The following is an 18741-nucleotide window of genomic DNA, read 5'->3' as shown; positions in this document are numbered from 1 at the left end:
GGGAGGTCGGTGGACCGTTGCGGGGAGTTCCCGGCCCGCGGGGCCACCGGGGCAGAACTCCGGCCCCCTCTCTCCCTCGTCACTCCTCCCGCGCCGTCCGGAACCGCCGTGACGGGTGGGGTCGTCTCCGACTACTGAGAAGCCGGGCCGGGCCCCGATGTGACTTTGGGGTAGGAAGTGCCGTTGCTAGGGTGGCGTGCACTCGTCAATCGGTTTCCGGTTGGCTTGATAGTGTCTTTCAACGGGGGAGAATTCCATGCAACGCCGCTCTGTTCGCCTGCTCGCCGTCACCCTCATCGGGCTGATGGCACTCACCGGATGCGGGAAGAAGGGCAGGAGCCACGGGGGCGGCGGCTTCGGCGGCCTGGGCTCGGGCGGCAGCGGCGGTGACTCCCCGGCGTCCGACCCCAGCGGTCTGCCCAGCGGCGTTCCCACCGATCTGCCCTCGGGGGTGCCGTCGTACACCCCGGGCTACCCGACGCCCTCCAGCTCCTACAGCTACTCCGCGCCGTCCACCTACAACCCGGACGCCACGACCGAGACCAGCGGCAGCAACTGCCGCTACGACCAGTCCACCGGGCAGTTCAAGTACGACGTGAGGGTCACCAACACCGACTCCAGCCGGAGCTTCCGCTACTCGGTCAGCGTGAGCTGGAACGAGTACGGGGACGACGGACTGCTCGGCTACGACAGCCAGTACGTGACCGTCCTGCCCGGTCAGAGCGAGACCATCACCGCGACCGCCAACTACACCATCACCAAGCGGACCCAGTACACCTGCCAGGTCAGCATGGCCTCCAAGAGCCCGACCAGCTGAGCCCCGAGTCACGCCGCGTCAGCGGAGCCGGAAGCCGGGGCTGCGGGCGGCGAACCGCGCGGCCTGACGCTCCGGCGGCAGATTCCCCAGCGCGATCAACTGCGGGGCGTGGGCGAGCGCCTGGGTCAGTGCCGCCTCCTTCGCCGCCCACAGCGCCCGTACTGTCCCCTGCACCGCCTCCGTCGGGTACGACGCCATGACGGAGGCGGCGCGTACGGCGGCCGCCGTGGCCTCCCCGGCCCGGACCACCTCACTCACCAGGCCCGTCTCGTACGCCCGCCGGGCCGAGACCCGCTCCGCTGTGCCCATCAGCGCCATCCGCGCCACCTCGCCGAACGGCATGCGCTGCGCCATGTGGACCGCCTCGTAGGCGCTGACCATCCCGTAGCTGGTGTGCGGATCGAAGAAGGTCGCTGTCTCGTCGGCGACGATGAACTCCGCCTCGCCCAGCAGGTAGAACGCTCCGCCGCAGGCCATCCCGCCCACCGCCGCGACCACCGGCTTCCACAGGTCGTTCGCCTTCGGCCCGACCGCGCGCAGCGGATCGTCGAGGGCGTACGGCGACGGGGGCTGGGGCACCTCCACCGAGCGGTCGACCCCGGTGCAGAAGGCCCGTTCGCCCGCACCGGTGAGGACCAGGGCACGGACCGACTCGTCCCGGCGGAAGCGGCGCCAGACGGCGATGAGTTCGTCCGCGGTCTCCAGGTCGAGGGCGTTGTGCCGCTCGGGGCGGTCGAGGGTGACCACGGCGACACCGTCCCCCTCCGCCCTGGTGCGCACCGTCATGGCCGCTCCAGCAGCCAGCGCGGCACGGTGAGTCCGTCCGCCGCCCGGTGGAAGACCGCCTTCACCGGGGCGCCGATCCGGATCCGCCCGGGGTCGACGGAGCCGAGCGGGGCGTCGGCGGACTCGACGACATTGCCCACCAGCCGGATCCGCGGACGCTCCGCCAGCTCCACCAGGACCACGTTGTAGGGGGCCTGGGCGGCATAGCCGGGCAGCAGCGGCGGATGAGGCAGCACAAACGACCAGATCCGGCCACGGCCGTTGGTCCTGGCCCACAGGCTCTCGAAGGACTGGCAGTACGGACAGCAGGGCCGGGGCGGGAAGCGGGGCTCCGCGCAGCGCGCACAGCTCTGGACGCGCAGCTCACCGCGGGCCGCGTAGGTGAAGAAGGGCGCGCCGTCCTCGTCGGGGACGGGCTGGAGCAACTCGGCGGTCATGTCGGTCAACTCCTCAGCAGCAGGGCGGATGTGGGAACCCCCTCGCCCGCCGTGACCAGGCAGGTCGTGGCGCCGGGGACCTGTGCGGTGCTGGTGCCGCGCAGCTGGCTGACCCCCTCGGTGATGAGGTTGAAGCCGTGGACGTAGGCCTCGCTGAGCCCGCCCCCGCCGGTGTTGAGCGGCAGCCGTCCGCCGATCTCCAGCGCGCCCCCCTCGGTGAACGCGGCCCCCTCGCCCCGCCCGCAGAAGCCGTAGCCCTCGAGCGACAGCGGGATCAGGGCGGTGAAGGCGTCGTAGATCTGGGCCACGTCCACGTCCTGCGGCCCGAAGTCGGCGGATTTCCACAGCTGTCGGGCGGCGGTCCAGGAGGGTCCGGAGAGCGGGTCGTCGTTCCAGTAGTTGACCATCCCGTGGTGTTGGGCGGGCAGCCCCTGGGCGGCGGAATGGACGTAGACGGGCCGTCGCCGGCAGTCGCGCGCCCGCTCGGCGGAGACCACCACACAGGCCAGTGCGCCGTCCGTCTCCAGGCAGTTGTCGAACAGGCACAGCGGTTCGCTGATCCAGCGCGCGGTCATGTACATCTCGCGGGTCAGCGGGCGTTCGTACATCATCGCGGCCGGGTTCTGGTTGGCCCGGTTGCGGCAGGCGAGGGCGACATTGAAGAAGTGGTCGCGGGTGGCGCCGTACTCGTGCATATAGCGCCGGGCCAGCATTCCGATCTCGTCGGCGGGGCGCAGCAGTCCGTAGGGCCGGGTCCACTGGGCCGGGGTGGGCAGCTGAACGCGGGTGCTGGTCCACGGCCGCGGTCCGCTGCCGCGCTTGCGGGAGCGCCAGGCCACCCCGACGGTGGCCTGTCCGGTGGCGATGGCGGCGGCGAGATGGGCGACGGTGGCGCAGGAACCCCCGCCGCCGTAACCGGCCTTGGCGAAGAAGGTCACGTCCCCGGCGCCGATGGCCTTGGCCACCTCGACCTCGTCGGTCTCCTCCATGGTGTACGAGGCGAAGGCGTCCACCTCGGACGGGGCGATCCCGGCGTCGTCCAGCGCGGCGAGGACCGCACGGCAGGCGAGCGCCTTCTCGGACTCGGGGAGCCGTTTGGCGAAGGCGGTCCGGCCGATCCCGGCTATCGCCGTCGCGTCTTTCAGGGTCGCCGCCATCGCCACCTCCGTGGTCGCGGTCCCCGGTGCCCGCGGCCACCGGTGCTGACAGCGGGGAAGGCTACCGCTAATCTGACGGATAGTCAGGTAGTGGTCGGCCAGTGCGGTTCGGACGGAGAACCCCGGCGGGAGGCGGCTCATGGCGGAGGAGACCATCCCGGCACTGGTGCGGGCGGCGGCCGAGCGGTACGGCCCGACCGAGGCCGTGGTCGAGGGCCGCTCCCGGATCTCCTACGCGGAGCTGGGCGCGCGGATCGAGCGGGCCGCCGCGGCCTGTCTCGCCTCGGGCGTGGCACCGGGCGACCGGATCGCGGTGTGGGCGCCCAACACCACGGACTGGATCGTGGCGGCGCTGGGCGCGGTCACCGCGGGCGGGGTGCTGGTCCCGGTCAACACCCGTTTCAAGGGCGCCGAGGCCGCGTACGTGCTGCGCCGCACCCGTGCCACCCATCTGTTCATCACCGGCACCTTCCTGGGCACCTCCTACGTGGCCTCGCTGCGCAGGGCGGCGGGGGAGGGGCCGGGCCCCGGCCCGCTGCCGGGGCTGCCCCGGCTGCGGGAGGTGGTCGTCCTCGCCGACGACGCCCCGGACGACTTCCGCACCTGGAAGGAGTTCCTGGCGGCCGGTGCCTCCGTACCGGACCCGGCGGTCCGGGCCCGGGCGGACGCGGTACGTCCCGACGACCCCTCCGACATCACCTTCACCTCCGGCACCACCGGTGACCCCAAGGGCGTGGTGATCACCCACGCCCAGACCGTGCGGGTCTACAGCACCTGGAGCAGGATCACCGGGCTGCTGCGGGGCGACCGCTATCTCATCGTCAACCCGTTCTTCCACACCTTCGGCTACAAGGCCGGGATCATCGCCTGTCTGCTGCGCGGCGCCACGATGGTGCCGCAGCCGGTGTTCAGCGTGGAGACCGCGCTCGCCAACATCGCGGCCGAGCGCATCAGCGTGCTGCCCGGACCGCCCACCCTCCACCAGTCGCTCCTGGACCATCCGGCGCGCGCCGCCCACGACCTGTCCGCGCTGCGCCTGGTGGTCACCGGCGCCGCCGTCGTCCCGCTGGAACTGGTGGACCGGCTGCGCGGCGAACTGCGGATCGCCACCGTGCTGACCGCCTACGGTCTGTCGGAGGCGTCCGGCACGGTCAGCATGTGCCGCCGCGGCGATCCGCCGCGGGTCGTCTCCGGAACCTCCGGGCGCGCCATCCCGGACACCGAGATCAAGGTGGTGGGGCCGGACGGCGCCGCGCTGCCGCCGGGCACCCGGGGCGAGGTCCTGGTCCGCGGCTACCACGTGATGCGCGGCTACTTCGAGGACGAGGCGGCCACCGCCCGGGCGATCACTCCCGACGGCTGGCTGCGCACCGGTGACATCGGGGTGCTGGACCCCCGGGGCAATCTCCGGATCACCGACCGGGTCACGGACATGTTCATCGTCGGCGGGTTCAACGCCTATCCCGCCGAGATCGAGCGGCTGATCGCCCGCCACCCGGATGTGGCCGACGTGGCCGTGGTCGGCGTCCCGGACCCACGACTGGGCGAAGTGGCCAAGGCGTACGCCGTCCGCCGCCCCGAGTCCACGCTGACCGCGGACGATCTGATCGCCTGGTCGCGGCGGGAGATGGCGAACTACAAGGTGCCGCGGCAGGTGGAGTTCGTAGCGGTCCTGCCGCGCAACGCCAGCGGAAAGGTGCTCAAGACGGCGCTGCGGGCGCGCTGAGGCCGACCGCCCCGGCGCTGACCGGCCGTGTGCCGCTCAGCCGTCCAGCCGCAGGTCAGGCTCCTCTCACGGCCGGCGCGTCCGGCGCCGCGATGAGCCCCTTTGCAGACCTTGGCATCGGTGTCAGGGTCAAGCCGGCCGGGAGAGGAAGCGTGCGGACGCGAGGTTGCGTCAGCGGGGGCTGGGGGCCGGCGAGTGGCCCTCGCCCAGTGCGCCCGCGGCCGCGCCGTCGGCGGACGAGTCCGCCACGATCACGGGGGTGTGGCTGTCATTCGCGACCGCGAAGGTAGTTGACTGGCCGGTGCCGACCGCGGCGCCAATCGCAATAACCAAGGTAGCTATGCCTTTTGTGGTACGAGACATTCCAGTTCCTCCGGTACGGGGGGTGATGGATAGTTTTGTAGTGCAAATTGGCCATGGATGGGCTGATGGGTTCAGTCATCTGGCCTGAAATGGGCGAAGCTTGGCGAAAAGCGTCTCGCCCACGGCATAGAGGAGCCGATGCCGATGACGTCCCCTCCACGTCATCGACATCGGCTCCATGCGTCACCTCATGAGCTGCGACGGACCCCGCTCTCCTCAGGCGCCGGCGGCGTGTGGCCCTCGCCCTGCGTTGACAGCTGCGGCGGAGCGGGGGTGTGGCCCTCGCCCTGCGTTGACAGCTGCGGCGGAGCGGGGGTGTGGCCCTCGCCCTGCGTCGACAGCTGCGGCGGCGCCGGGGTGTGGCCCTCGCCCTGCGTCGACAGCTGCGGCGGCGCCGGGGTGTGGCCCTCGCCCTGCGTCGACAACTGAGGTGGCGCTGGGGTGTGGCCCTCGCCCTTGGTGCTCAGTGGCGAGGGAGCGGGCGTGTGCCCCTCACCCTTGGTGGAGAGGGAGGAGGGAGCCGGGTCGGCCTCCAGCGGCCGGTAGGCATCGGACTCGGGCTTGTTGTCTGCGTTCGTCACGGTGAACTCCATCGGATGCTGGTCGGCGGGGGCCCGTCGTGCCCGCCCGGCGACTCCCCCGTGGGTCGCCGGACGGGCACCTCAAAGGGCCGCCCACACTACGGTGTGACCTCACAACCGACCCGTCTGCCCCCCGCGGGGACGGATCGACCGTTAAAGAGAATCCCGGACCGCGATAAACGATTGATGAACGGGGGCGACGGGCGGCGTCAGACCGTCGCCGCGGGTGTCAGCAGCCCCCGCACATCCTCCGCCTCCGGAGTGCCCAACCGCTCGTGAATGGACAGGGCTTCGCGCCAGCACGCCTCCGCCCGCCCGTCCTGTCCGAGCTCCAGCAGGGCCCTGCCGAGCAGCGTCAGCACCACGGCCCGTCGCCACTCACCACCGATCCCCCGCAGTGCCAGGGCCTGTTCGGCGTGTGTGGCGGCCTTGGCGGGGCTGGGAAGGGCCAAGTGAGCCTCTGCCAGGCGCTGATGGGCCATGCCCTCCCACAACGGCTGGCGGTGCTCACGGAAGAGCTCCCGGGCCTCGTTGAGCTGCTCCAGCGCCGGTGCGAGGAGTCCGGCGCCGGTCAGCGCGATCCCCAGCGCGTACTTGCCGTTGGCCACGCGCAGGGTGCGCCCCTGGCTCTCGTAGATCTGGACGCCCTGCCGGGCCAGTTCGATGGCGCTGTCGATGCGGTCCATCTCCACATACGCGCGGGACAGGTTGCACAGCGCGCTGGCCTCGCCGGGCCGGTCGTCCACCGCCCGGTACGCCTCGATGGCCTGGAGGAAGTGGCGCTCGGCGTCGTCCCAGCGGGTACGGCTCAGGTGGGCGAGGATGCCGCGCTCGGTACGGGCGCGGCCCACGATCACGAAATCCCGCGCGGCGGTCCCCAGCTCGAGGGCGCGCTCCGCCTCCGCGTCGGCCTCGTCGAGTCGCCCGGCCAGCTGGCGCACCTTGGCCAGGCACACCCGTGAACGGCCCTCGGCCCGCGTGTCGCCGGCCTCGTGCGCGGCATGGCTGATGACCTGGGCCAGCGCCTCGTAGCGCGGGGCGTTGGCGCCGGACTCGGCGAGGTCGATGGCTGCCAGCAGCACATCCGCGGCCCGGCGCAGGGTCTCCCCGTGGGCCGCCTGCTGGGCGCACGCAAGCAGGCAGTCGGCCTCGGTGAACAGCCAGTCCAGCGCCGCGTCCTGATCGGGGAAGGCCAGCCCCGGGTGGTCGGTGGGGGACAGGTGGTCCACCAGGCGGTCGCCCGGCCGCTCCATGGCGTGCACGCGTGCCGCTGTCGCCAGGTAGAAGTCCAGCAGGCGCGACAGCGCGGCCTCGCGGTCGGCCGCCGACTGGTCCCGTTCCGCGCAGTCACGCGCGTAGAGGCGCACAAGATCGTGGTACCGGTAGCGGCCGGGGGCGGCGGACTCCAGCAGCGAAGTGTCGACGAGCGATTCGAGCAGCTCCTCCGCATCGAAGGCGTCCAGATCCAGGGCGACCGCCGCGGCGGCCAAGGAGATGTCCGGCCCCTCCGCCAGGCCCAGCAGCCGGAACGCCTGGGCCTGTTCGGGTTCGAGCTGTCCGTAGCCGAGTTCGAAGGTCGCCCGTACGGCCAGGTCGCCCACCCGCAGTTCGTCCAGGCGGCGGCGCTCGTTGGCGAGCTTCAGCGCCAGCGTCGAGACTGTCCACGTGCGGCGCGAGGCCAGCCGGGAGGCGGCGATCCGGATGGCCAGCGGCAGGAAGCCGCATGCGGCCACCACGTCCATCGCGGCCTCGCGCTCCGAACTCACCCGGTCCTTGCCGACGATGCGGGTGAACAGCACCAGGGCCTCGTCGGGGCTCATCACGTCGAGGTCGACCAGGTGCGCGCTCTCCAGATCCACCATCCTGGTGCGGCTGGTGATCAGAGCCGCGCAGCCCTCGGTGCCCGGCAGCAGCGGGCGTACCTGGGCGGCGTCGCGGGCGTTGTCGAGCAGGGTGAGGACACGGCGGCCGTCGAGGGTGGAGCGGTAGAGGGCGGAGCGCTCGTCGACGCCGTCGGGGATCGCGGACTCCGGGAGGCCGAGGGCGCGCAGGAACGCGCCCAGCACGGCTTCGGGCTCCGCGGGCACCGGGCCCGCGCCCTGGAGGTCCACGTACAACTGGCCGTCCGGGAAGTGGTGCCGGGCGGAATGGGCCACGTGCACGGCCAGTGTTGTCTTGCCGACACCGCCGATGCCCGCGACCGCTGACACGGCCATGACACGCCCGTCAGCGGAGGCGAGTTGGTCGCTCAGCTCGGTGACGAAGGCCGCCCGCCCCGTGAAGTCGGCGACCGTCGCGGGAAGTTGGGCGGGCCGGACGAAAGCGGGACCGGTGACCGCGCGGCCGTCCGGAGGCGCCGCCAGTTCGGCGTCCGCCTGGAGGATGCGCTGGTGCAGCTCGGACAGCTCGGGGCAGGGGTCCACTCCCAAGTCCTCGGCGAGCAGCCGTCGGGTGTCGTTGTAGACGGCCAGCGCCTCCGCCTGGCGGCCGCTGCGGTACAGCGCCAGCATCAGGAGCTCGCGCAGCCGCTCCCGCAGTGGATGGGCCGCGGTGAGGGCCGTCAGCTCGGAGACCACATCGGTGTGGTGGCCGAGCTCCAGGTCCAGGTCGAGCCGGGTCTCGGTGAGTACCAGCTGCCATTCCGACAGCCGCGCCCGCTGCGCCTCCGCGTACGGGCCGGGCAGGTTGGCCAGGGACTCGCCGTCCCACAGGCCCAGCGCCTGGGTGACCAGCTGATGGGCCTGGAGCCGGTCACCGGAGTGCCGTGCCTTCTCGGCGTCCGTCGCCAGTCGCTCGGCCACCTCGGTGTCCAGGGCCCCCACCCCTGCTCGCACCGCGTAGCCGCCCGACTCGCTCACCAGGACGTCCGAGTGCGGCGCGAACGCCTTGCGCAGCCGGGAGGCGTAGGTGCGCAGTGCGGCGATGGCCGCGTCAGGCGGGTCGTCACCCCACAGAGCGTCCACGAGCTCGGAGGCGGTGGCGGTGCGCCCGCCCCGTAGCAGCAAAGCGGCAAGAAGCGCTCTCTGCTGCGGTGATCCCGTACTGATCTGCTGCTCGCCCCGCCATGCGCGTACCGGTCCGAGCACGGTGAAGCGCAAGGGCTGGTCCTGCGCCTGCTCCTTCTCGCCGGCCATGGTCTCCCCCTGCCTCTGCCTCCCAGTTGCAGGGGCCAGTTTGCCTTGCCCGCGGCACCTACGTCAGTAGGGACCGGACCTCTCCACAGGGCCAACACGGTTTGCTGGGTTCCGTAGCCGATGCTGTGTCAGCTCGGTGGGCGCCTTTCGGACAGGGGGTCGCTCGGCCGGGGCATGCTGGTGTGGCCGGGAAGCGAATCCAGGCCCGGCGGCAGCGGCCAACGCGCATCCGAGAGCAGTCGGCGCACCTCGTCGGGCTCCGGGGGCCCCAGCCGTTCCCGGATCTCCCGCGCTTCCTGCCAGCACTCCTGGGCCCGTGTCGCCTGTCCCAGCGCCATCAGGGCCTTTGCCCGCACGGTGAGGAAGGAGAAACGTCGCCACTCGCCGCCGAGCCCGCCCAGGGCCAGCGAACGCTCCGCGTGTGCGAGCGCCTTGGCGGGGCGGTGGGCGGCAAGATGAATTTCGGCCAGCCGGAAATGGGTCATCCCTTCCCACAGCGTCTGACGGGCGTCCCGGAACAGCCCGAGGGCCCGGGTGAGATGGATGAGCGCCTCGTCCAGCCGCTGGGCCCGGGTAAGCGCGATCCCGAGGGTGTACATCCCGTTGGCCAGACGCAGCGGCGCCCCGAGCCGCCGGTAGATGGCCAGCCCCTGCTCGGCGAGGTCCACACCGGACTGGGTGCGGCCCAGGTCCACGTGGAGCCGCGAGAGGTTGGACAGGGCGCTCGCCTCGCCCGCCTCGTTGCCGTCCGCGCGGAAGGCGGCGAGCGCCTGTCCCAGGAAGCGTTCGGCGTCCTCGCGCCGCCCCTGGCCGCCGGCGACTATGCCGAGCTGGTTGGCGGCCCGGCTGGCGACCAACGGGTCGTCGGCGGCCAGCGCAAGGGCGCGTCGCAGCTCTTGGGCCGCCAGGTCGAAGCGGCCGGTGAAGCCGTACAGATGACCCAGTGCCGAGCGCGCGCGAGCCTCGGTGCGTGGGTCTTCCGCGGCGTGCGCCGCTTCGCTGACGGCCAGGGCGGCGCTCTCGTACTGGCGGGGGCGGGCGCCGGACTCGGCGAGGTCGAGCGCGGCCATCAGCAGGTCGGCGGCGCGGCGGCGGGTGCCCGGCCCCGTACATCGCCGCACGCAGGTGATCAGGCCGTCGGCCTCGTTGAACAGCCAGTCCAGCCCGGTCCTCGAGGAGGCGAAGTGGAGCCCGGGAGCACGGGTGGGTTCGAAGTGCGCGACGGTGCGGTCGCCCGGCCGCTCCAGGGCGTACACACGTGCGGCGGTGGCCAGGTAGAAGTCCAGCAGGCGTGAGAGCGCCGCGTCCTGCTCGTCCGGCGACTGGGCCTCGCGCTCCGCGCACACCCGCGCGTAGAGCCGGACGAGGTCGTGGAAGCGGTACCGGCCCGGTGCGGTGGATTCCAGAAGTGAGATGTCCTCCAGGGAGGTGAGGATCCGCTCGGTCTCCTCCGGAGGCAGGTCGAGGACCGCCGCGGCGGCGGTCAGCGAGACCTCCGGCCCCTCGGCGAGGCCCAGCAGCCGGAACGCCCGTGCCTGCGCGGGCTCCAATTGCCCGTAGCCGAGCTCGAAAGTGGCCTTCACCGCCAGGTCCCCGGCGCGCAGCTCGTCCAGTCTCCGGCGCCCGTCGGCGAGTTTGCGGGCCAGGACGGAGACGGACCAGGTGCGGCGGGCCGCGAGCCGGGAGGCGGCGATACGGATCGCGAGCGGCAGATAGCCGCAGGCCGCGAGGACCTCCATGGCCGCCTCGCGCTCCACCTCCGCCCGCTCTTCGCCCACGATGCGGGCGAAGAGGGTGAACGCCTCCTCGGGGTCCATCACCTCGAGATCCACCACATGGGAGCCGGTCAGGCCCGTCATCCGGGCACGACTGGTGACCAGCGCGACACAGCCGCTTCCACCGGGCAGCAGCGTGCGGATCTGCGCGGCGTCGCGCGCGTTGTCCAGCAGGATCAGCACGCGGCGGCCGTCCAGTACCGACCGGTAGAGCGCCGCCCGCTCCGCCGGGCCGTCGGGGATGGCGGAGTCGGGCGTGCCCAGCGCGCGCAGGAAGCCGCCGAGCACCGCCTCCGGTTCGGCGGGAGACAGGCCGGCGCCGCGCAGGTCGGCGTAGAGCTGACCGTCGGGGAAGCGGTGGCGGACGGCGTGGGCCACGTGCACGGCCAGCGCTGTCTTGCCGATGCCCCCGGTGCCCGTGACCGTCAGGACGGTGGCGGCGGGTCCCCGGGTGGCGACGCGGGCGCTGAGCTCGGCCATGAAGTCCGAGCGTCCGGTGAAGTCGGCGACGGCGGCGGGCAGCTGGGCGGGCCGCGTCGGTGCCGCCCCGGCTGCCGTTGGGGGCTGAGCGAGCGCCGGGTCGGACCGCTCGATGCGTCGCCGGAGCCCGGTGAGGGTGCTGCCCGGCTCGACCCCCAGCTCATGGGCGAGCCGCCGCCGGAGGCCGTCGTACACCGCCAGCGCCTCGGTCCGCCGTCCGTCGCGGTACAGGGCCAGCATGTGCAGCCCACACAGTCTTTCGCTCAGCGGGTGGGCCGTTGTCAGGCTGGTGAGCTCGGGAAGGACGTCGGTGTGGCGGCCGCGCTCCAACTCCAGTTCGATGCGGCCTTCGTCGAGGGCCAGGGTCAACTCCCCGCCCCGCCAATACCGCTTCGTGCCGGACGTGGCCGTCGCTCCCCGCCCCTCCGGCCGCTTTCCGCCGACCATGGTCCCCCCGCACGTGCCTTCTCGCTGTACAGCCAGTCTGCCGCTATCGCGGCCGTACGTCAGCACGAAGCGCGGGCTTGACGGCTTCCGCTAGCTGACGGACCGTCAGATCAGCGCTACCGTGACACCCATGGAGAGCTTCCCGAAGATCATCTCGGTGGACGACCACACGGTCGAACCCCCTCACGTCTGGCGGGACCGCCTCCCGTCGAAGTACCGCGACACCGCCCCGCGGATCGTCCGCGCGCCCCTGAAGGAAATGACCTTCGTCGGCGGCAGGTTCGCGCCGAAGATGGGTGCTCCCGGCGACGACGGACCGCTCGCGGACTGGTGGGTGTACGAGGAGCTGCGGCGGCCGCTGACGCGGCTGGACACCGCCGTCGGGTACGCCCGGGAGGAAGTCCGGCTGGAGGCCATCACCTACGAGCAGATGCGCCCGGGCTCCTACTCGGTGCCGGACCGGCTCGCGGACATGGACGTCAACCATGTGCAGTCCGCGCTCTGCTTCCCGACCTTCCCCCGGTTCTGCGGCCAGACCTTCACCGAGGCCCGGGACCGCGAGCTGGGGCTGCTGGGGGTGCGGGCGTACAACGACTGGATGGTGGAGGAGTGGTGCGGCCCCGAGGCGCGGGGGCGGCTGATACCGCTCATCATCATCCCGCTGTGGGACGCCGGGCTGGCCGCCGCCGAGGTGCGGCGGAACGCGGAGCGCGGGGTACGGGCCGTCTGCTTCTCGGAGATACCCCCGAACCTGGGGCTGCCCTCCGTCCACACCGACGAATGGGATCCGTTCCTCGCCGCCTGCGACGAGACCGGCACGGTCGTCGCCATGCACATCGGCTCGTCCTCGCGGATGCCCTCGACCTCCGCGGACGCGCCTCCGGCGGTCGGCTCCACCATCACCTTCGCCAACTGCTGCTTCTCGATGGTCGACTGGCTGATGAGCGGGAAGTTCGAACGCTTCCCGAACCTCAGGGTCATGTACGCCGAGGGGCAGATCGGCTGGATCCCCTACATCCTGGAGCGCGCCGATGTGGTCTGGGAGGAGAACCGCGGCTGGGGCGGGGTGGCCGGGAAGGTGCTGCGTCCGCCGTCGGAGCTGTTCGCGGAGCATGTGTACGGGTGCTTCTTCGACGACGCCTTCGGGCTGCGCAACCTGGACGCGATCGGGGTGGGCAACGTCCTGTACGAGACGGACTATCCGCACTCCGACTCCACCTGGCCCAAGTCCCGGGAGGTCGGCGAGGCGCAGATGGGCCATCTGGCGCCGGACGTCGTCGAGCGGATCGTCCGCCGCAACGCCATCGAACTGCTGGGACTGACGGACGAGGGGCTGTGGGCGGGGCCCGGAACGTGAGCCGGTGGGCCCGGGGCGCTGTCGGTGGCGCCCGGTAGCGTCCGGGACGTGGCGATGATGGTGCTCCCCCTCGACGGCCGATGGCTCGACCGGATCCTGGAGTTCGCGGATCTGCCGTGGAGCCGGCAGGCCCATGACGACGTGTTCGTGCGGAACGGCTGGCATCTGGAGGGCGAGGACGGTGAGCCGGTCGTCCACTGGGTGGACATGTGGCCGCTGGCCGGGGACTTCGGCAAGGGCTGGCACATCGCGCTCGGCGAGTACCCCGGCTGCGATGAGCGGGGTGCCGCGCCCGCGGTGGTGTGCGACCACCCGGAGTGCCGTGCGGACTGCTCGGTGATGCTGCCCGTCGCCTACTGCGCGTTCGGGGTCGTCGACCATGACGATGAGCCGATACCGCCGGAGGACTACTGGGACCTGGACTCCATGGGCGGCGGCATCTGGCTGCCGCACGCCGTGGAGGACGACTGGGAGGTGGAGTACCGGCGGGTGGAGGGGCTGCTGCGCGGGCGGCTGGGCGAGCCGTCGTCGCTGGAGGTCCCGGAGTCGCTGGACGCCGAGCGCGCGCTGATCTGGGAGCGCGGCGGGTATCTGGTCACGCTCTTCTCCGGGCCGGAGTGGTTCGCGTACGGGACGTACGACTGGATCGGCATCGAGGTGCGTCCCCGGGTCCGAGGTGCGCCCCCGTGAGCTGACGTGCACCCCCCCGCTTGTGGCGCGCCGCCGGGCCCGAGGGCCCGTCCCCGGTACCGCCCCGCCCGCCGTTCCGGTGCGGGCGGGGCCTTGTCTGATGGGGCATCAGATATGACGATGGCGGTCCACCGACAAGGAGGCACGCCATGCGCGTCCTGCCCCCGGGACGGCTCAGTTACGGAATGCAGCTGCCGGTCCAGTCGCAGAGCTCCCTCTACGCCGAGCCCTGGGAGGCGGCGGCGGGCCCGGCCGATCTGCTCGCGCTCGCCCGCGCCGCCGACCGGCTCGGCTTCGCGTACCTCGCCGTCTGCGACCATGTCGCGATCCCGCGGCGGCTGGCCGGCGCGATGGGCACCGTCTGGTACGACCCGGTGGCCACGCTCGGCGCGCTCGCCGCCGCCACCGAACGGGTCCGGCTGCTCAGCCATGTCGCGGTGGCCGCGCTGCGCCATCCGCTGCTCAACGCCAAGCAGTACGCGACCCTCGACCACCTCTCCGGCGGGCGGCTGATCCTCGGGGTCGGGGCCGGACACGTACGCGAGGAGTTCGACGCGCTCGGGGTGGACTTCGCCGCCCGCGGACCGCTGCTGGACGAGTCGATCGACGCGCTCAAGGCGCTGCTGGGGCCGGAGGAGTTCCCCGCGTTCCACGGTGAGCGGTTCACCTTCAGCGGGCTGGCGGTGGCGCCGCGCCCGGTCCAGACTCCGCGCCCCCCGCTGTGGGTGGGCGGCTCCTCGCCCGCCGCGGTGCGCCGGGCGGCGTACCGCGGCGACGGCTGGCTGCCGCAGGGCGACCCCCGGGAGCTGCTGCCGGGCCGGCTCGCCCGGCTGCGCGCGCTGCGGGAGGAGGCCGCCCGGCAGGACCCCGGCTGCGCGGAACCCCTGGAGATCGGGGCCATCACCGAACCGCTGTACGTGGGCGAACCCGGCTGGGAGGTGGGGCGGCGGACGCTGACCGGCGCTCCGGACCGGCTCGCCGCCTCGCTGCGCGCGTACGCGGACATGAGGGTGGACCAGATCCAGGTGCGGTTCCGCAGCCGCGGCCGTGCCGAACTCCTCGACCAGATGGCGGCGTTCGCCGCCGATGTCGCTCCGCACCTGGGCGACTGACCGGAACCCCGGAAACCACTGACCAGGAGGCAGAAGTGGGCAAGCTGGACGGGCGGGTCGTCATCATCACCGGTGCGGCGCGCGGACAGGGGGAGCAGGAGGCGCGGCTGTTCGCCGCGGAGGGCGCACGGGTCGTGCTCGGCGATGTGCTGGACGGGCGGGGCGAGGCGCTGGCCAAGGAGCTGGGCGAGGAGCGAGCCCGCTATGTCCGTCTTGACGTGGGCCGCGAGGAGGACTGGAGCACGGCCGTCACCGCCGCCAAGAACACCTTCGGCAGGGTGGACGGCCTGGTCAACAACGCCGGAATCCTCCGCTTCAACGAGCTGACCGGCACCCCGCTGGAGGAGTATCTGACCGTGGTGCGGGTGAACCAGATCGGGGCGTTCCTCGGGATGCGTGCGGTCGCCCCGGAGCTGGAGGCCGCGGGCGGCGGCACGATCGTGAACACCGCCTCGTACGTCGCCCTGTCCGGGATGGCCTTCCTGACCTCGTACGCCGCCACCAAGGCGGCCGTCGTGGGGATGACGCGGGTGGCGGCGATGGAGCTGGCGGACAAGGGGATCCGCGTCAACGCGATGTGCCCGGGCGCGATCGACACCCCGATGACCAACCCCGCCCAGCTCGACCCCGACGCGGACCCGGCGGAGGCGTCGGCGGCGGTCGACGAGCTGTACCGGAAGCTGGTGCCGATGGGGCGGATCGGCCGCCCGGAGGAGGTGGCGCGGCTGGCGCTCTTCCTCTCCTCCGACGACTCCTCGTACATCACCGGCCAGCCGTTCGTGGTGGACGGCGGCTGGCTGAGCGGGGTGTCGGTGTTCTGAGGGACAGCCCTCGGGCCCCGCCCTTGACGCTCCATCCTCGCGGTGCCAGAGTCAATCAAAATCTGACGGTGCGTCAGTTCAGTCGGAGAATCGCAAGCGGGCGATGCCAGAGGCGGTGAACCTCCATGGAATTCGGACTGTTCGTGCAGGGGTACGTACCGGAGCGCCGACGCCGCGCCGACCCCGAGGCCGAGCACCACGCGCTGGTCGAGGAGACCGAGTACGTCATCCAGGCCGACCGGTCCGGCTTCAAGTACGCCTGGGCCTCCGAGCACCACTTCCTGGAGGAGTACTCCCATCTCTCCGCCAATGACGTCTTCCTCGGCTATCTCGCCCACGCCACCGAACGCATCCACCTCGGCTCCGGGATCTTCAACCCGCTGCCGCAGGTCAACCACCCGGTCAAGGTCGCGGAGAAGGTCGCGATGCTCGACCATCTCTCCGGCGGGCGGTTCGAGTTCGGGTCCGGGCGCGGTGCGGGCAGCCACGAGATCCTGGGCTTCATCCCGGGTGTGACCGATATGAACCACACCAAGGAGATCTGGGAAGAGACCATCGGCGAGTTCGCCAAGATGTGGCTCCAGGACGAGTACCCGGGCTTCACCGGCAGACACTGGTCGCTGCCGCCGCGCAAGGTGCTGCCCAAGCCGTACGGGGCCGGGCACCCGGCCATGTGGTACGCGGCGGGATCGCCCTCCTCGTACGCGATGGCGGGCGAGAAGGGGCTCGGGGTGCTCGGCTTCTCCATCCAGAAGGTCTCCGACATGGAGTGGGTGCTCGACTCCTACAAGACCGCCGTCGAACGGGCCGAGCCGGTCGGCGGCTTCGTCAACGACAACGTGATGGTGACCTCCACCGCGATCTGCGCGGAGACCCACGCCAAGGCGGTCGGGATCGCGGTCGGCGGCGGGCTCAACCACCTCCAGTCGCTGCTGTTCCGCTACCACGACACCTTCCCCCGGCCCGACGGCATCCCGCAGTGGCCGGAACTGCTGCCGGACTACACCGAGGAGATCATCGAACTCCTCATCGCCGAGGAGCTGATGGTCTGCGGCGACCCGGACGAGGTCTTCCGGCAGTGCAAGCGGTGGGAGCAGGCCGGGGCCGACCAGCTGTCGTTCGGGCTGCCGATCGGCATCGGCTACGAGGACACCATGAACACCATCAAGCTCATCGGTGAGCAGGTGATCCCGAAGATCGACACCGATCCCGTCCACCGCACCACGCGCTTCCGCCGCACGGCGGGCCGATAGGCCCTGTCCTGCCGCCGAGACGAAGGGATGTCCAGCCGTGCTCGACCACCTGATCAAGGGCGCCACCCTCGCGGACGGTACGGGCGCGCCGTCCCGCACCGCCGATGTCGGCCTCCGCGACGGGCGGATCGTCGCCGTCGCCGGGCCCGGGTCCGTCACCGAGCCCGCCCGGTCCACCGAGGACGCCACCGGGCTGGTGCTCGCGCCCGGCTTCGTCGACCCGCACACCCACTACGACGCCCAGCTCTTCTGGGACCCCTGCGCCACCCCTTCCATGAACCACGGGGTGACCACGGTGGTCGGCGGCAACTGCGGCTTCACCCTGGCACCGCTCAACCCCGAGCGCCCCGGCGACGCCGACTACACCCGGCGGATGATGAGCCGGGTCGAGGGGATGTCGCTGGTCGCGCTGGAGGAGGGGGCGCCCTGGGACTGGCACGGCTTCGGCGAGTACCTCGACGCGCTGGACGGCCGGACCGCCGTCAACGCGGGCTTCATGGTGGGGCACTGCGCGCTGCGCCGCCATGTGATGGGCGAGGACGCGATCGGCGGACAACCCGGCCCCGCGCAGATGGAGGAGATGCTGCGGCTGTTCCACGAGGCGATGGACGCGGGGGCGTGGGGCCTGTCCACCACCCAGTCCGCCACCCACGCCGACGGCGACGGGCAGCCGGTCGCCTCCCGGCACGCCCGGCCCGAGGAACTGATCGCGCTGTCCCGGGCCGTCGCCGACCACGAGGGGACCCAGATCGAGGCGATCGTCGCGGGCTGTCTGGACCGGTTCGCGGACGAGGAGATCGATCTGCTGGTGGAGATGAGCGCCGCCGCCGGACGCCCGCTCAACTGGAATGTGCTGACCATCGACGCGGCCGTGCCGGAGCGGGTGCCGCGCCAGCTCCTGGCCAGTGAACGCGCCCGCAAGGCGGGCGGCCGGATCGTCGCGCTCACCATGCCGATCCTCACCCCCATGAACATGTCGCTGGGCACCTTCTGTGCGCTCAACCTCATTCCCGGATGGGGCGACGTCCTCGGGCTGCCGGTCGCCGAGCGCATCGCGAAGCTCCGCGACCCCGCCGTACGGGAGGAGATGCTGCGCGGCGCCCGGAGTCCCGAGGCCGGGGTCTTCCGGCGACTGGCCGACTTCGAGCGCTATGTCATCGGCGACACCTACAGCGAGGCCAACGCCGGGCTCACCGGCCGGGTGGTCCGTGACATCGCGGCCGAGCGCGGACAGGACGCGTTCGGCTGCCTGGTGGAGATCTGCGCCGCCGACGGCCTGCGTACGGTGCTGTGGCCGATGCCGACCGACAACGACCCGGCCAGCTGGGAGCTGCGGCGGCAGACCTGGGAACACGAGGACGTCCTGCTCGGCGGTTCGGACGCGGGGGCCCATCTGGACCGGATGTGCGGCGCCCCGTACACCACCCGCTTCCTCGGCGACTGTCTGCGCGGCCGGAAGCTGGTCGGTCTGGAGCGGGCGGTACGGATGCTGACGGACGACCCGGCGCGGCTGTTCGGACTGCGGGACCGGGGCCGGATCGCCGAGGGCTACCACGCCGACCTGGTCCTCCTCGACCCCGAGCGGATCGACGCGGGCCAGGCCACCCTGGTCCACGACCTGCCCGGCGACAGCCCGCGGCTGGACTCGCGGGCGGTGGGCGTGGTGAGCGTCCGGGTGGGCGGGGTGGAGACCGTCCGGGACGACATGGTCACGGGGGCGGTCCCCGGTACGGTGCTCCGCTCCGGCCGCCATACCCGGACGGTCACCACCCGAGCCTGAGCGGGCCCGGCCCGGGCCCGGCCCG

Annotated in this window: 15 protein-coding genes; 8 read left to right on the top strand and 7 right to left on the bottom strand. The window is 72.1% G+C overall.

What is annotated here, in order from left to right:
• Positions 1–256 precede the first annotated feature (256 nt).
• Positions 257–817, top strand: a complete 561-nt coding sequence (locus HUT19_RS16485) for a hypothetical protein (RefSeq protein ID WP_176181223.1) — start codon at positions 257–259, stop codon at positions 815–817.
• Positions 818–835: 18 nt separating this feature from the next.
• Here the strand turns inward: HUT19_RS16485 and HUT19_RS16480 are convergent, their stop codons facing one another.
• The 3 genes from HUT19_RS16480 to HUT19_RS16470 are packed head-to-tail and all read right to left on the bottom strand — an operon-like array spanning position 836 to position 3197.
• Entirely contained in the window at positions 836–1603 is a 768-nt protein-coding gene (locus tag HUT19_RS16480; protein ID WP_176181222.1) for an enoyl-CoA hydratase/isomerase family protein, read from the bottom strand.
• On the bottom strand, positions 1600–2040 hold the full coding sequence (locus HUT19_RS16475) for a Zn-ribbon domain-containing OB-fold protein (protein WP_176181221.1): 441 nt from the start codon (positions 2038–2040) through the stop codon (positions 1600–1602). The genes HUT19_RS16480 and HUT19_RS16475 overlap by 4 nt, the downstream gene beginning before the upstream one ends.
• Positions 2041–2045: 5 nt before the next feature.
• Complete coding sequence (locus HUT19_RS16470) at positions 2046–3197, bottom strand: lipid-transfer protein (protein WP_176181220.1); 1152 nt, start codon at positions 3195–3197, stop codon at positions 2046–2048.
• A gap of 139 nt (positions 3198–3336) precedes the next feature.
• On the opposite strand from HUT19_RS16470, the gene HUT19_RS16465 reads away from it, so the two are divergent.
• Positions 3337–4923 (top strand): FadD3 family acyl-CoA ligase, encoded by a 1587-nt coding sequence (locus HUT19_RS16465; protein WP_176181219.1) that lies wholly within the window; start codon positions 3337–3339, stop codon positions 4921–4923.
• A gap of 171 nt (positions 4924–5094) precedes the next feature.
• Here HUT19_RS16465 and HUT19_RS16460 read toward each other — a convergent pair whose 3' ends face one another.
• From HUT19_RS16460 to HUT19_RS16445, 4 genes are all read right to left on the bottom strand, one after another.
• Positions 5095–5256, bottom strand: coding sequence for a hypothetical protein (locus HUT19_RS16460; protein WP_176181218.1), 162 nt, complete (start codon positions 5254–5256; stop codon positions 5095–5097).
• Positions 5257–5474: 218 nt separating this feature from the next.
• Positions 5475–5867 carry a hypothetical protein gene (locus tag HUT19_RS16455; RefSeq protein WP_176181217.1) on the bottom strand — a complete coding sequence of 131 codons (393 nt, stop codon included), beginning with the start codon at positions 5865–5867 and terminating at the stop codon, positions 5475–5477.
• A 209-nt stretch (positions 5868–6076) separates the two neighbouring features.
• Positions 6077–9001 carry a BTAD domain-containing putative transcriptional regulator gene (locus HUT19_RS16450; RefSeq protein ID WP_176181216.1) on the bottom strand — a complete coding sequence of 975 codons (2925 nt, stop codon included), beginning with the start codon at positions 8999–9001 and terminating at the stop codon, positions 6077–6079.
• A 128-nt stretch (positions 9002–9129) separates the two neighbouring features.
• Positions 9130–11703, bottom strand: coding sequence for a BTAD domain-containing putative transcriptional regulator (locus HUT19_RS16445; protein WP_176181215.1), 2574 nt, complete (start codon positions 11701–11703; stop codon positions 9130–9132).
• 130 nt (positions 11704–11833) lie between these two features.
• On the opposite strand from HUT19_RS16445, the gene HUT19_RS16440 reads away from it, so the two are divergent.
• From HUT19_RS16440 to HUT19_RS16415, 6 genes are all read left to right on the top strand, one after another.
• Positions 11834–13060, top strand: a complete 1227-nt coding sequence (locus HUT19_RS16440) for an amidohydrolase family protein (RefSeq protein ID WP_176181214.1) — start codon at positions 11834–11836, stop codon at positions 13058–13060.
• Between the two features lie 54 nt (positions 13061–13114).
• A complete protein-coding gene (locus HUT19_RS16435) occupies positions 13115–13750 on the top strand; it encodes a hypothetical protein (RefSeq protein ID WP_254886175.1) in 636 nt (211 codons plus the stop codon).
• Between the two features lie 149 nt (positions 13751–13899).
• On the top strand, positions 13900–14862 hold the full coding sequence (locus tag HUT19_RS16430) for a TIGR03619 family F420-dependent LLM class oxidoreductase (protein ID WP_176181212.1): 963 nt from the start codon (positions 13900–13902) through the stop codon (positions 14860–14862).
• Between the two features lie 35 nt (positions 14863–14897).
• Positions 14898–15683 carry an SDR family NAD(P)-dependent oxidoreductase gene (locus HUT19_RS16425; protein WP_176181211.1) on the top strand — a complete coding sequence of 262 codons (786 nt, stop codon included), beginning with the start codon at positions 14898–14900 and terminating at the stop codon, positions 15681–15683.
• 125 nt (positions 15684–15808) lie between these two features.
• Entirely contained in the window at positions 15809–16936 is a 1128-nt protein-coding gene (locus tag HUT19_RS16420; protein WP_176181210.1) for an LLM class flavin-dependent oxidoreductase, read from the top strand.
• A 37-nt stretch (positions 16937–16973) separates the two neighbouring features.
• Entirely contained in the window at positions 16974–18716 is a 1743-nt protein-coding gene (locus HUT19_RS16415; protein WP_176181209.1) for an amidohydrolase family protein, read from the top strand.
• Positions 18717–18741 lie beyond the last annotated feature (25 nt).

The organism is Streptomyces sp. NA02950, assembly GCF_013364155.1.
In the GTDB taxonomy this organism is placed as follows: Bacteria; Actinomycetota; Actinomycetes; order Streptomycetales; family Streptomycetaceae; genus Streptomyces.
Note: the sequence above shows the minus strand (reverse complement) of the source record. Positions and strands in the feature narration are given on the sequence as shown.